At 42.4% G+C, this 14,087-nt stretch carries 8 protein-coding genes and 4 riboswitches; of the genes, 4 read left to right on the top strand and 4 right to left on the bottom strand.

Features of this window, described 5'->3' with window-relative positions:
• Window positions 1–42 precede the first annotated feature (42 nt).
• Genes BACHE_RS11035 through accC form a run of 3 tightly spaced genes read right to left on the bottom strand, consistent with a single transcriptional unit; the run spans window position 43 to window position 3,630 of the window.
• Window positions 43–1,575 carry an acyl-CoA carboxylase subunit beta gene (locus tag BACHE_RS11035; RefSeq protein ID WP_013547789.1) on the bottom strand — a complete coding sequence of 511 codons (1,533 nt, stop codon included), beginning with the start codon at window positions 1,573–1,575 and terminating at the stop codon, window positions 43–45.
• A 2-nt stretch (window positions 1,576–1,577) separates the two neighbouring features.
• Window positions 1,578–2,093, bottom strand: a complete 516-nt coding sequence (locus tag BACHE_RS11030; RefSeq protein ID WP_013547788.1) for an acyl-CoA carboxylase biotin carboxyl carrier protein subunit — start codon at window positions 2,091–2,093, stop codon at window positions 1,578–1,580.
• Between the two features lie 25 nt (window positions 2,094–2,118).
• Entirely contained in the window at window positions 2,119–3,630 is a 1,512-nt protein-coding gene (gene accC / locus BACHE_RS11025; protein ID WP_013547787.1) for an acetyl-CoA carboxylase biotin carboxylase subunit, read from the bottom strand.
• Between the two features lie 179 nt (window positions 3,631–3,809).
• A riboswitch (cobalamin riboswitch) is annotated at window positions 3,810–4,017 on the bottom strand.
• Window positions 4,018–4,148: 131 nt separating this feature from the next.
• Window positions 4,149–4,350: riboswitch (cobalamin riboswitch) on the top strand.
• Window positions 4,351–4,412: 62 nt separating this feature from the next.
• Between accC and BACHE_RS11020 the strand changes: the two genes are divergently transcribed.
• Window positions 4,413–6,506 carry a TonB-dependent receptor plug domain-containing protein gene (locus BACHE_RS11020; protein WP_013547786.1) on the top strand — a complete coding sequence of 698 codons (2,094 nt, stop codon included), beginning with the start codon at window positions 4,413–4,415 and terminating at the stop codon, window positions 6,504–6,506.
• Window positions 6,507–6,553: 47 nt separating this feature from the next.
• A complete protein-coding gene (locus BACHE_RS11015; protein WP_013547785.1) occupies window positions 6,554–7,579 on the top strand; it encodes a sirohydrochlorin cobaltochelatase in 1,026 nt (341 codons plus the stop codon).
• Window positions 7,580–7,726: 147 nt separating this feature from the next.
• Here the strand turns inward: BACHE_RS11015 and BACHE_RS11010 are convergent, their stop codons facing one another.
• Window positions 7,727–10,084 carry a TonB-dependent receptor gene (locus BACHE_RS11010; protein ID WP_148229840.1) on the bottom strand — a complete coding sequence of 786 codons (2,358 nt, stop codon included), beginning with the start codon at window positions 10,082–10,084 and terminating at the stop codon, window positions 7,727–7,729.
• A 184-nt stretch (window positions 10,085–10,268) separates the two neighbouring features.
• Window positions 10,269–10,470: riboswitch (cobalamin riboswitch) on the bottom strand.
• 94 nt (window positions 10,471–10,564) lie between these two features.
• Window positions 10,565–10,831, top strand: a riboswitch (cobalamin riboswitch).
• Between the two features lie 53 nt (window positions 10,832–10,884).
• Between BACHE_RS11010 and BACHE_RS11005 the strand changes: the two genes are divergently transcribed.
• Entirely contained in the window at window positions 10,885–13,125 is a 2,241-nt protein-coding gene (locus BACHE_RS11005) for a TonB-dependent receptor (RefSeq protein ID WP_013547782.1), read from the top strand.
• 10 nt (window positions 13,126–13,135) lie between these two features.
• The gene (locus tag BACHE_RS11000) at window positions 13,136–14,080 is read left to right on the top strand and encodes a sirohydrochlorin cobaltochelatase (protein ID WP_013547781.1); all 945 of its coding nucleotides are present in this window, start codon (window positions 13,136–13,138) and stop codon (window positions 14,078–14,080) included.
• Window positions 14,081–14,087: the final 7 nt, after the last annotated feature.

Below are 14,087 nucleotides of genomic sequence, written 5' to 3'. Positions count from 1 at the left end.
CACTTCTCCGGGGATACGCATTTCACACATTAAAATAACTATTTATAAAGGCATGTTGCCGTGCTTTTTCGGTGGATTGCTCTGATTCTTGTTATGAGCCATCTCCAATGCCTGAACCAGCTTATAGCGGGTGTCTCGCGGCATAATCACTTCATCAATAAGCCCACGCTCGGCAGCTCGATAAGGATTGGAGAATTTCTTTTCATACTCCTTGATAATCTCTTCTTTCTCTTCGGATGATGCTTTTCTATAAAGAATATTCACAGCACCCTCAGCCCCCATTACGGCTATTTCTGCCTGCGGATACGCCAGATTCACGTCGGCGCCGGTAGGTTTACTGGACATCACGATGTATGCACCGCCGTATGCCTTGCGGGTAATCAAAGTTATTTTGGGTACGGTAGCTTCGGCATAGGCATATACAATCTTCGCTCCATGACGGATAATACCATTATGTTCTTGCACCGTACCAGGCAAGAATCCAGGAACGTCCTCAAAAGTTATTAAAGGGATATTGAAACAATCACAGAAACGGATAAAACGAGCCGCCTTGTCTGAGGCATCAATGTCGAGCACTCCTGCCAGGTAAGCAGGCTGATTAGCGACAATCCCCACCGAACGGCCATTTAAACGCCCGAATCCTATCACTACATTTTTAGCGAAGTGAGGCATCACTTCAAAAAAATACTGATCGTCTAAAACGGGTTCAATGATGTCCTTAATATCATAAGGTATGTTGGGATCTTCCGGAATAACAGTCTGGAGGACTTCTGCCTGACGGTGTATATCATCCGTAGAGGGCTTGAAAGGAGCGTCTTCCATATTATTAGAAGGAAGGAAACTCAGTAATTCACGGATACTCATCATCGTCTCTTCCTCCGTATTGCACATGAAGTGAGTTACCCCACTCTTACTACTATGTGTATAAGCGCCTCCCAATTCTTCTTTATCCACCTCCTCATGAGTTACCGTTTTTACAACATCAGGCCCGGTAATGAACATATGGCTTTGTTCCTTCACCATGAAAATGAAATCTGTCAGTGCCGGGGAGTAACATGCGCCTCCTGCACATGGCCCCAAAATAGCAGAAATCTGCGGAATGACTCCCGAAGCAATGGTGTTCTGGTAAAAAATAGACGCATAACCCGCCAGGCTATTCACCCCTTCCTGAATGCGCGCTCCGCCTGAATCATTAAGGGCAATAACTGGAGCGCCATTCTTCAAAGCCAACTGCTGAACTTTTACAATCTTAGCTGCATTGGTTTCACTCAACGAACCGCCATGTGCTGTAAAATCGTAGGCGTACACAAACACCAAACGTCCATCCACCTTGCCGTAACCACTTACCATGCCGTCACCGGGAATCTGTTTTTTCTCCATGCCGAAATTACCGCAACGATGGTTCACAAACTTATCCAGTTCATTGAAAGTACCTTTATCAAGCAATAAATCAATGCGCTCGCGAGCTGTCAGATGACCGGAAGCATGCTGTTTCTCTATCTTGTCCACACCTCCACCCAGTAAGGCACATTTATCCAGTTCTTCAAACTGTTTATATGTTTCTTCTCTATTCATAGTTATTCCTCTTTAAAAAGTTCCAATTCTACCAATACTTGATTAGCATTCACAGGATCGCCTTCGCTTACCAATATGTTCTTCACTGTGCAATCCGCATTCACTTTATAGTTACTCTGCATTTTCATAGCTTCCAGCACAACGGCAATATCTCCTGCCGTCAGCCGATCACCCACATTTACGGGAATACTGATGACTTTACCCGGCATAGGAGCTGTTATTTTATCACCTTGTTTCTCCTCCACCCCTTTTCTCGTGTGCAGATATTTGGCCTGTGTATCTATGATATCCACATGATATGAGCGATTGAACATACTCACATCATAGTTCTTTCCTCCTTCTCCACGTACCAGTCCCGCATTAAAAGAATTCCCGTCATGCAAAATGGAACAACTTCCATTTTCCGCCATTACAATATCTACGTCGTACGGCTTTCCGTCAATGGTAAGCTGCACTTTATTTCCCTCTTTACTGACCAAAGTGACATCAGCTACCCGATCTCCAATATGTATTTCCATTCTTAAAATCTAAATATTCCATTAATTAAATTCTCAGTACTCCCTTCTGCAATCCAAACTCCCTCCAACGACTGATGGGACGTCCGTCAGGAAGTTGTCCAGAGGCATTTTCTTCCAGATTTACCAGATAATCCATGTATGCCGCAATCATAGAAACATTCTCCAGCTCCTCATTAGCCGTATTGGTACGAACCAGCATACGTGCATTTTTCTCTATGAACAAAGTGTTATATTCACCTTTCACAAAATCGGGTACATACATGATACGTTTCAGATAACCCAAATTTGTTTTCAGACCTGTTATCTTATACTCATACAACACACGGCGCATACGCTCAATAGCATACTGGCGAGTAGTAGCCCATACAATCAATTTACCAATCATCGGGTCATAGTAGATAGGAATCTCATAGCCCTCATATACATAGCTGTCAATACGCACACCGATGCCGTTCGGTTCCGTCAGTTGCCTAATAATGCCGGGTGAAGGCATAAAGTTGTTTTCCGTATCCTCTGCACAAATACGGCATTCTATGGCATGACCGCGCTGAAATAATTCTCCCTGCCTGAGATGCAAAGGCTCATCATTGGCTATACGAATCTGTTCTTTCACCAGATCTACACCGACTACTTCTTCCGTAATGGGATGCTCCACCTGCAAACGGGTGTTCATTTCAAGAAAATAAAAATTCCTATTTTTATCCACAAGGAACTCAATCGTGCCAGCACCCAAATAATTTACTGCCTTGGCGGCAGCAACAGCTTTCTCTCCCATCTCCTTACGAAGTTCGGGAGTGAGGAAAGGTGACGGGCTTTCTTCCACAATCTTCTGGTTACGACGTTGCACTGAACATTCACGATCGAAAAGATGGATCACATTCCCATGATTATCACCTAAAATCTGAAATTCAATATGATGGGGCTCTTCCACAAACTTTTCCAAATAAACCGTATCGTCACCGAAAGATGACATAGACTCCGAACGGGCAGTATTATAAGCCTCTACCACTTCATCCTCATGGTGAATAAGACGCATTCCTTTGCCACCGCCTCCCATAGAGGCCTTCAACATTACCGGATAACCGATATCGTTACAGATGCGTATTGCCTCCTCGGCACTCTTCAATGGTTGTTCCGTTCCGGGAACCACAGGTACTCCTGCAGCTATCATACGCTGGCGGGCTGCTATTTTATCACCCATAGCCTCCATTGTCTCAGCAGCGGGACCAATGAAAATGACGCCTTCTTCCTTGCATCTCCTGGCAAATTCGGCATTCTCGGACAAAAAGCCATATCCCGGATGAATGGCATCGGCATTACAATGTTTGGCAATGGAAATAACCTTCTCAATATTTAAATAACTGTCTTTTGCCGCTGCCCCTCCTATCGGATAAGCTTCATCGGCATACATTACATGGTGTGAGGTGCGGTCGGCATCAGAAAAGATCGCTACTGCAAGTAATCCCATTTCACGGCACGAGCGCATTACGCGCAATGCAATTTCGCCCCTGTTGGCTATCAATACTTTCTTTATCATTTCTTTTTTCTTTAAAGTATATAAAGGTATATTCTGTCATTGCTGACAGAACAATATATCATCGTGCATACATTCAATTTGCTGCACCACAACCCGGACATACCTTTTGCATAGGCATCTCTCTTAGATTTTAATGTTAACTTATTCTTTCGTACTGTCTTCCTAATCCCACGAGTAAAGGCAGCCTTTAATGAATGGCAGGTCTTCTGACTGACTCCTAATCTTGAAGCCTTCCCGATATTACACAATAAACTATCAGTGGCAAAGGTTTTTTCCAAGATTTTAGCAGAGTTTCACAGCAGCGGGACTGTCCGGGATTTGCACCCGATTCCCTTTTAATCCGAATGACAGAATCATTCATTCGGAACCAATTCGGGGGCAAAGATAATGGAAACAACATGCAATACAAAAAAATAGCTGTTTATTTTTCCTTCACTCAGATACGGACAATTTTATGAAAAGACATAGAAAAACAAAATTAAGTCCGAGTAAATATTGAAAAATGTATAAAAGTCGTTATCTTTGTTTCTGGAATTGGCAATCGGAAAGCATACCTGCCTACCGATGCAAGGGAATCCGGTGTAAAACCGGAGCTGTACCTGCAGCTGTAATCCTCTCAGATAAATGTCTGTAACTACAAAGCCACTGTAACTGAAACCTTATGGGAAGGCTGTGCGGACAGAGGAAAGCCAGAATACCTACCAACTTCCATAACCAAAGCACGTAGCTTTCAGGACAAGAAGCGACGTACCGTATTATTTATCAAAGAAAATCGGTAAACGATGAAACACAAGTATTGGCTTGGGACAATGCTGCTATGTGCTGTGCAGCCCATTATGGCACAAAGCATCATTGAGAATAAGAGCGAAAAAGAATTGTCGCTCATGCTACAGGAAGTAGTAGTAACCGGAACCGGTACAGAACATTATTTAAAAGATGTCCCTGTACAGACAGAAGTTATTAATCGCAAAATGCTGGATAACTACGGTGGCGCTTCTCTGGAAGATATTTTGACCGGATTATGTCCGGCATTCGACTTCAACCAAAGTGAAATGGGCTCTAATATGCAACTTGGTGGATTAGGAAACGGATATGTGCTACTGCTCATAAACGGCAAAAAAATACATGGTGACATAGGTGGACAAAATAATCTGGGACTGATAGATCCAAACCGCATAGAACGTATTGAAATCGTGAAAGGAGCTTCATCAGCCCTCTATGGGAGTGATGCCATAGCCGGTGTGGTGAACATTATCATCAAAAAACACCAAGAGAGTCTGTTGATAGAAAACACTACCCGCAGCGGTTCTTACGGTGAAGTGCGCCAATCCAACACTCTGCAATTCAAATCCGGAAAATGGACTTCAGGCACAGGTTTCCAACTGAAGCATTCTGACGGATGGCAGAACACTACCTATGAAAATCCAAATCGTTTTGAAAAACCAGTGACAAATTCAAATAACAAAACCGTAAACCGATATACAGATTGGGAAGTGTCACAACATTTCGACTATCAAGCCACCAAGAAACTTTATATTTATGCAGACGGAAGCTTCTATCGCAAACGTATCTATCGCCCTTGTGGACATCCCGAATACAAAACCTATGATTTCCTCTATCGTAATGTTTCCACCTCGACAGGCGGAAAACTGAAACTGAAAAACAGCAACAATGTCACAATGGATCTCCATTATGACAGCCATGCTTATTATTATGCCTACACCCAAGATACTTGGGACAAAGTATATGATGAAAACGGCAAGGAAATCAGTTTTCCATATTATCCCGGTGATGAAGGGCTGCAAAGTAATCAGAAGCGACTGCTCATCCAATTGAAGGGAGTGTTCAATCTGCCCCACTTCAACCGCCTAAGCGTAGGAACCGATACAGAAATAAACTGGCTGGACGCTCCACGCAGATTAGACGAAGAAGATGTATCTGACTGCACTACCTCATTCTATGCCCAAGATGAATGGTCGCCAATCAATCAACTGAACATAACTGCAGGCGTACGGCTAACCGTGAGCCAAAATTTCGGCACACGACTGACTCCCAAGATCTCCGCCCTCTACAAACTGGGACAATTTAATCTGCGTGCAACCTATTCAGAAGGTTTTAAAACACCCACCTTAAAAGAACTGCACTATCGTTATATTCGCCAGATGTCCCTCGTCATACTGAATTTGGGAAACAAAGATCTGAAGCCACAAAACAGCCGTTACATTTCCGGTGGTGCGGAATATAACGATAAACATTTTAATGTCAACATCACAGGTTACTGTAATTGGCTTGATAATATGATCACCCTCATTACCATTCCTATATCCCAAGCACCGGGAGACCTTGTCGTCACATACGCTCCGGCCCGTGTGCGTCAATATCGGAATATGGAAAATGCCTGTACTTATGGCATTGATATCAATACCAAATGGATTCCAATTCAATCGTTAACCATTGCCGGAGGATATAGTTATCTGAATACGAAAGCAAACCAATATGATGAAAAAGACGAAGTAATGAAGCATGTGGTAATAGACGGTACAGCACATCATCGTGCCACAGTAAGCGCGATCTGGACTTATATCTGGAAACGACATGACTATCGTATCGGATTCGGTATTCATGGACGCATACAGAGTAAACGATATTATCAGGATGATGGCGACGGTAAAGGGTACAACCTTTGGAGGCTGAATACCCGGCAGCAGTTCAGCCTCAACAAATACTGGAAAGCTGAAGTAAATGTAGGCATAGACAATCTGTTCAACTATTATGAAACCACCTATCACGGCCTGCATTACGGAACAACCACAGCGGGACGTACATTCTACGCCTCACTGACACTGCAATTCGGGCAGAAAAAGAAACAGACCTGATACTTAAGAATTCACTTTATATTAAACCATTTAAAATGATTAATGACATGAAACAATTCAAATTTATGATGATGGCAGTTTTTGCTGTTTTAGCATCTTTCTCTGCAATTTCCTGCTCAGATGATGACAATGTAGCACAGTCTAACCATGACAGGAAAATGGAAGCTGTCACTGCTGAGGTAAAAGCCGGCAAACAACATGACACAGCTTTGTTGCTCGTAACTTTCGGCAGTACATGGGATGCACCACAAGAAACTTTCAAAAGCATGAAGAAGCAATTCGCCGAAAAGTTTAACAACATGGATGTATATTTCTCTTTCACATCCGAAATCTGTATGACACGTTGTGCGGCCAAAGGCTGGAATTATTATGCTCCTTCTTTCTACTTGGAAGCTATCGGTCTTGCCGGCTACAAAACAGTTTGCGTACAGTCACTTCACGTTATACCGGGTGAGGAATATCTACGTGTACAGAGTGTTGTAAAAGACTTTCACAACAGTGGAGATCACCCAGAATTCGGTGATGTGAAAGTTTATCTTGCCGGTCCACTGCTGGAATCAGAAGCTGATGTAAAAGCCGTGGCACGCCTTTTAAATGATGTATATGAAAACAAGGTAACTGAAGGCAAAATAGTTACTTTCATGGGGCATGGTAATCCCGAAGGCTGGAATTATGGCAATGGAAATTCACGCTACACCATGTTGGAAGAAGAATTACAGAAACTGAATCCGAACTATTATGTTGCCACGGTTGATATGAAAGATAATTATGTCGATGACATGATTAACCGTATGAAAACAGCAGGCAAAACTTCCGGTAACGTTATCTGTCACCCTTTGATGTCTATTGCTGGCGACCATGCAAACAACGACATGAAAGGTGGTGTAAGTGAAGCTGAACCAGAAGAAGGGAGCTGGCGTTACGAGTTGAATAAGGCCGGATATACATGTCCAATCGGCAACTGCAACATTAAAGGGCTGGGAGATTATAAAGAGATAGTAAATGTATGGATAAGCCATATGCAAAATGCCTTACAAAATGCCCCGATGTATGATCCGAGCGCAAAAGAATAATCAGTATAATTTCTCTTTATAATGCAAAAACGGCACATTTTCCGACACGTTTTCGGATAATGCGCCGTTTTCTTTAGAATCGGCATTTGTCATCCGTCATCTGAAATGAGAAATAATATCATTCATCTTTCCGGATTCAATAATGAACTAAAAGCTATAAGCAATTGTAGCTATAAAGTTACGGGGTTTTGCAAGCTTGGTTGTACTGCTGAAGTAATGATTGTTAAAAATATTATTGATATTGCAAGACAGTGTGATACTATTTTTTATGGGGTAATAAATACCTGCATCTACAATGTAACGTGACGGATCATAAACATTATTTTCAATGTTATTATATATACGGTCGGTAAATGTACCACTCAAATGGAAAGAGAGACCTTTTAGGATACCACAGGGAATAGCATAATCAGCATACGTATAGAAAGTAGTGCGCGGAACACCGGTCGCACGGATGTTAATCTTTCCTTCTTCATCTAAAGTAATCCAATCTGCATCTTTAGGAACCCAATCCATATTACTTGCAATTTGGCGATAATCAGACCACCCAAAACCACCGACAATCTGGAGGTTGGTTACAGGATGCAGAGTAATATCAAAATCAAATCCTTTGGAAGTAGCACGCCCCACTTGTGCCTGCACTGTTTTCTTTATAACCTCATCGCCTTCCTGCACGGTTTGTTCACCAATCTTGGTGACTACATTGAATTTACGAATATAATAAACACTGGCATTTACATCTAATAATTTACTTTCATATCGTACCCCTAATTCAAACTGATTGCCACGTTGCGGTTTAAAAACTTCTCCTCCATTATCATCCGGGATAAATTCATGACCATTACGGTCATAATATATTATGTTTTTACCATACATGGTATTATATGGTTTGAAGAAAGAAGCCGCTGAAACATAAAGCGAAACTTCCGGAACGGGTAGATATACCAATCCGGCGCGATAGGTAAAAGCAGAGGTGGAAACTTTTTGCCAGTCTGTACGATTAGCGTCATCATAATGCTGACGTCCGTCACTGATGGTTGCCGTTGCCTTTTTGTATCTATAGATATCAAAACGACCGCTAAGCATGCCTTTCCAATGTTCGTTAATATCAAAAACATCTGTCAGATAAACAGCATTTGTAGTATAGTGGTTGATGGAAGCGGCTGAAACTTTGCTATCCCACCAATCGCGTACATAATGAGGATTGACTACGGATACCATTTCATTCAATCCAGGCCCCCACACATCTCCTGCACCATAACCATTATATTGGGTAAAATTGAAATAGGAATAAGCCCATCCTAATGTATAGTTATGTTTGATGTTGCCGGCTTCGAACTTACCGGTAAAATCAAGCATATTGCTGGTAGTGCGGTGATCAGGATTAAAACAAAGAGGATCCCCACTACGTACTGAATCCACTTCTATGTACTTTGTTTTTCCGGTTTTACTGTCTTTATAATACCAATCATATATAGGTTTGTCACTGGTACGATAACTGACTCGTTCTACACAAGAGTAATCAAGGTTACTATGACTATAAGAAAAACGGTCACGTAGAGTCAGCCAGCCTGCCAATTCGTAAGTATAAGTGGCCATTACATCTACATTGCGGCGACGCATACTATTGTTTGCAATGTCATTGAACACATCTTCGTAATTACAAAGCGGATTACGTTCGCCGTTTTTGGCAAATAGTTTGTCTCCGTTAACGCTATAAACATCTCCGGGCATTGTGGGAGCACCGCCTATATCAGTGGTATAATAGTCGTCATTAAAATTTATGCTTGCATCCAAATACCCTTTCTTTCCGACTTGGGAACCAATGGCAAACATTCCGGAGAAACGGTCGGCATTTACCATACGATAACCGTCCCCGTTTGCATAGTAAATATTGGCGCGATAATTTATCGGTCCCAACAACTTACCACCGAAACCTACATTAGCCTCTTTTTGCTCCCAACTGCCGTAGCTTATGCCAGCATTGCCTGTAAAACGTCCTGTTGGTTTCTTACGAATGATATTGATGATTCCTCCCATCACAGAATGTCCTGCCAGTATAGATGCAGGCCCTTTGATAACCTCAATGGATTCAACAGAAGAAAGGTCACCAAAAGGTATTGTATTAGTCAAAGAACGCTCATCACGTATTCCGTCATAAGCAATCACAGCATCAGAAGTACCACGAATACTATACCGTTGAAAAGCCCCCAACTGATTTGAACTCATAATTACGCCCGGCAAAAAGCGTACGGCATCCTCCATATTAGTTATATGCTTACGCTGCAAGGTAGCATGATCTATCTTGGTCACTGTCATAGGAAGATACTTCAACGGGACAGGCATATTCAACATACCCACCGGTTGGTCCTGCAAAGGTTTCCTCTGCTTAGCTGTAATCTCCACCTCACTAATGTTGAAAATACTGTCTGTAATACTTTTTCCCTGTCCGAATACCAATAGCGGACAAGCAACAGCCATTGATAAAAAAACTTTTTTGTTCATCTTTAAATCTTAAAATTAAAACTATATCATAGAATCCGAATCAAAAAACACGCAAAGGAATAATCTCAATATCAGATGAATATTAAAGATAATTTCCCTAATAACGAATTTAATAAGAACTTTAGTATAAATTCTTTTGTTGACTCAACAGATCATCAGTCATTTCCTATCCCCGGGAATTTGACATCTAACAGCTTACTTTTGGCAGGTTTCCTGACTTCACCTGAGAAATAAAACCTTCCCATCTTGCGATAGTGGTATGCGAATAGAATATTCCTCTCATAAGGTGTTTACAGTAGCGGGTACTGTTCCGGATTCTCACCGGATTCCCTTTTAAAACAATTAGCTTGAAATGCTATTATCTCACCAAAAACGCCGCAAAGGTATTATTATTTTTATAAAAGAAGAAAAAATAAGAAAATATTTTAAAACCAAGTAAACAAAAGATATGCGTTTAATTTTTCTCTCTAAAAAAGTAGGTATATTTGCACCCATTCAGGTGATATGACATTCTTTCTGTCTGTCATATAAAAGGGAATTCAGTGAAAAGCTGAAACAGTGCCCGCTACTGTATGGTCCTATTTGCTTATCTATCTAAAAAAGATGGAATAAAGCAAACGAAAAGTATTCTCATCTATAACCACTGTCCTGAAATTGCAGAATGTTTTCTCTGAAGTCAGAAGGGCGGGAAGGTTGGACTTTTCGGAAAGGCTGAGTCAGGAAACCTGCCTGAGACATTGCATAACAGAAAAAGACTTCCCGGGTCAGGCAGTCAAGTATTAACCATATTTTATTAATCAATGAAGAAAAATATCTTATTGACAGCCATACTCTGCTGTCTGATGGTATCTCTCCATGCCCAGGTAACTTTAAGCGGAAAAGTAACGGGCAAAGAATACGGCGAACCTTTAACAGGCGTCAACATCCGTGTAGATAATAGTCTTACAGGTGGAACAACCAATGGAAAAGGAGAATTCTGTATCAGTAACCTTCCTGAAGGGAAACATAACCTGAGTTTTACGTATGTGGGGTATGCTCCCTTGCATTTCACTTTTCAAGGCAGCAACAAAGATATTCACATAGTCATGGAAGAAAGCTACAACAACATTGGGCAAGTAGTAGTAACCGGTACAGGTACACATAAACGCATGACAGACAGTCCCGTTCCGGTTTCAGTAATTACAGCCAAGGAAATAAGCAGTGCCAATGTATCAACCTTAGAAGAGGCATTGGTAAAACTTACTCCCAACATATCTTCCTATACCAATGGTATGGGCACTACAATGAGCCTAAACGGAATCAATGAAGATTATGTTTTGATTCTTGAAAATGGTAAGCGACTGGCAGGAGAAGACAGATACACCCGTATTAATGTAGCAAACATCAAGCGTGTCGAAATACTGAACGGAGCTGCATCCGCCCTTTACGGTAGTGACGCCATAGGAGGTGTCATAAATATCATCACGGATGATGCCAAAAACACTTTGAATATATCCAACTATACACATTATTCCAGTGAAGGACGTTGGACAGAAGCTTTCAATGCGGACGTCAATGCAGGTAAGTTATCTTCTTACACCTCCTATCAACGCCTCCAGGCAGGTAGCTGGCAGAACAACAACATTGATGAGAACGGAAACCTTACAGGGAAACCCACTTCCGTAGGTTTCTACTCCAATACCGTGAACCAGCGTTTCGTGTTTAATGCTACGGATAAATTATCGTTCTATGTACGCGGTACTTATTATGATAACAAAACCCGCCGTCCGCAAGATGCCACTTACTTCACTTATGATAAAAAGAAAAAAGAATATGTGGAGAAAGGTGCATATACTTATAATCTAAAACATGAAACGTACACCTATGGGGCAGGAATGAAGTATATGATTAACCGTTCCGCATATATTGATGCAGAATTCTATTCCGACAATTTTTCGTCCGACTATGTTTATTTCAAAAAATCAGGCAGCTTCCAACCGGGAGATGAAGTGACGCGCAAAAAAGTACATTACTATAACGGAAACGTAAAAGGTATCTTCAGAATAGGCAGTCACAACAGATTGTCTGTAGGAATGGAGTACGTCAATGAGCAATTAAAAAGCGAATCGGATAACATTCCATTCAAGAATATGTACACGATGGCTCTCTATGCACAAGATGAAATCAAGCTGATGAAAAATCTACAGGCGGTGTTAGGACTGCGCTATATCTATAATGAGAACTTTAAGAATCATGCTACACCCAATGTAGCCCTGATGTACAAACTTGGAGATCTGAATCTACGTGCCGCTTATGCTGCCGGTTTCCGCACTCCTACCCTCTCACAGCTTTATGCAACGGATGAGTCGAAGACATCCAGCCGATATACAGTGGGCAATCCTAATCTGAAACCGGAAAAGAATAATTACTATTCACTGAATGCGGAATACAACTACCAATGGATTTCAGTCTCAGTAACCGGTTTTATGAATGACATCCGTGACATGATAAACTACCGTACCCTCTCCGACAAGGAGATTGCAGCCATGGGATTGGATGAAAAGCATGCTGCGTTTGACGAGATACGCCAACGTGACAATGTGGATAAAGCAAAAACCAAAGGCCTCAGTTTCAATGCAACCATAAACCTTGGAGCCGGCTTCAGAGTCAGCGGAGGCTATACCTACATGGACACCAAAGCCAAACAGCTACAGACAGACGGTACATATAAAGAATCGCCTATCGACAAAAGCATCAGGCACATGGGAAACATCAACGGCCAATGGGAACATAGTTGGAGCTTCTACCGCCTGAATGTAAACCTGCACGGACGCCTTCAAGGAGAACGGTATTCGCAAACCTACGGATATGCCCCCAAGTATCAGCAATGGGATTTGAATACCCGCCACACATTCAATTTGAGATCTTTTATTCTGGAACCCGGCGTGGGTATAGAGAATATCTTCGACAAGATAGACGACCGCCCCTGGAACAATAACTTCTCCACACTGAATCCGGGACGTTCGGTATATGTAAGTCTGGCCGTGCGATTCAATAAATAATCAATTATATATGAGAATTATATCACTCTTTATCCTGTTGACCATCTCCCTCCTCTGCCATGCGCATGAGGGAGGCAACTACGAACACAGCGATATGCTGGCAAGTATGAAACCCGGCGACAAAGCCGCCCTTCTCATGGTACACTTCGGTACTACACACGATGACACCCGTGCCCTTACCATCGACGCAATCAATGCAAAGGTGCAGGCGGCTTTTCCTGAATTGAAATTCCAGGAAGCCTACACATCCCGTATCATTATCCGCCGCCTCAAAGAACGAGGCATCGAAAAGGCAACCCCACTGGATGCACTCCTGAAACTTCGTGGAGAAGGCTATACACACGTTATCGTACAAAGCACCAACATCATTGACGGTGTAGAAATGGAATCGCTGCGCAAGGACGTAGAGAGCGTACTGCCCTTCTTCAAAGAAATTCGTGTAGGCACTCCCCTGCTCTATTCCACAGAAGATGCCGAGAAGGTTGTTGACATATTGGGAAAACGCCTCAATACATCCATGCAGGGAAAGAAAGCAGCCAAGGAAAATATTGTCCTCGTAGGTCACGGAACTTATACACCCAGTACCGCCATCTACAGCCAGATGGACTACATGCTGAAGGCAAACGGACTGACCAATTTCCATGTAGGCACTATCGAAGGTTATCCTACTTTCAAAACCATGCTCGCACAGCTAAAGGCCGCCAAAGCCAAACGGGTAACCCTCGTTCCCTTCATGTTCGTAGCCGGCGACCACGCTAAAAACGACATAGCCGGAGAATGGAAAGAAGCACTTGAGAAAGAAGGATATACCGTCAGTGCACATCTCGAAGGCTTGGGACAAGCTCCCGAAATACAAGAAATCTTCATCAACCACATTCGTTTCGGGCTGAAACACCGCATGCCGGACATCATGACCAAGAAAGCAGCCTATGCCGCCGGCAAAGATGCAGAATAAAAGAAGC

Origin of the sequence: Bacteroides helcogenes P 36-108, assembly GCF_000186225.1 — a bacterium.
In the GTDB taxonomy this organism is placed as follows: Bacteria; Bacteroidota; Bacteroidia; order Bacteroidales; family Bacteroidaceae; genus Bacteroides; species Bacteroides helcogenes.
The sequence above is the reverse complement of the archived record's forward strand: the minus strand, read 5'-3'. Positions and strand labels throughout refer to the sequence as shown.

What these genes read in the sequence shown, in the direction of transcription:
- BACHE_RS11020 (WP_013547786.1), top strand. Translation starts at nt 4,413, where the DNA reads ATGAAACACAAGTATTGGCTTGGGACAATGCTGCTATGTGCTGTGCAG.
- BACHE_RS11000 (WP_013547781.1), top strand. Translation starts at nt 13,136, where the DNA reads ATGAGAATTATATCACTCTTTATCCTGTTGACCATCTCCCTCCTCTGC.
- BACHE_RS11010 (WP_148229840.1), bottom strand. Translation starts at nt 10,084, where the DNA reads ATGAACAAAAAAGTTTTTTTATCAATGGCTGTTGCTTGTCCGCTATTG.
- BACHE_RS11005 (WP_013547782.1), top strand. Translation starts at nt 10,885, where the DNA reads ATGAAGAAAAATATCTTATTGACAGCCATACTCTGCTGTCTGATGGTA.
- accC (WP_013547787.1), bottom strand. Translation starts at nt 3,630, where the DNA reads ATGATAAAGAAAGTATTGATAGCCAACAGGGGCGAAATTGCATTGCGC.
- BACHE_RS11030 (WP_013547788.1), bottom strand. Translation starts at nt 2,093, where the DNA reads ATGGAAATACATATTGGAGATCGGGTAGCTGATGTCACTTTGGTCAGT.
- BACHE_RS11035 (WP_013547789.1), bottom strand. Translation starts at nt 1,575, where the DNA reads ATGAATAGAGAAGAAACATATAAACAGTTTGAAGAACTGGATAAATGT.
- BACHE_RS11015 (WP_013547785.1), top strand. Translation starts at nt 6,554, where the DNA reads ATGAAACAATTCAAATTTATGATGATGGCAGTTTTTGCTGTTTTAGCA.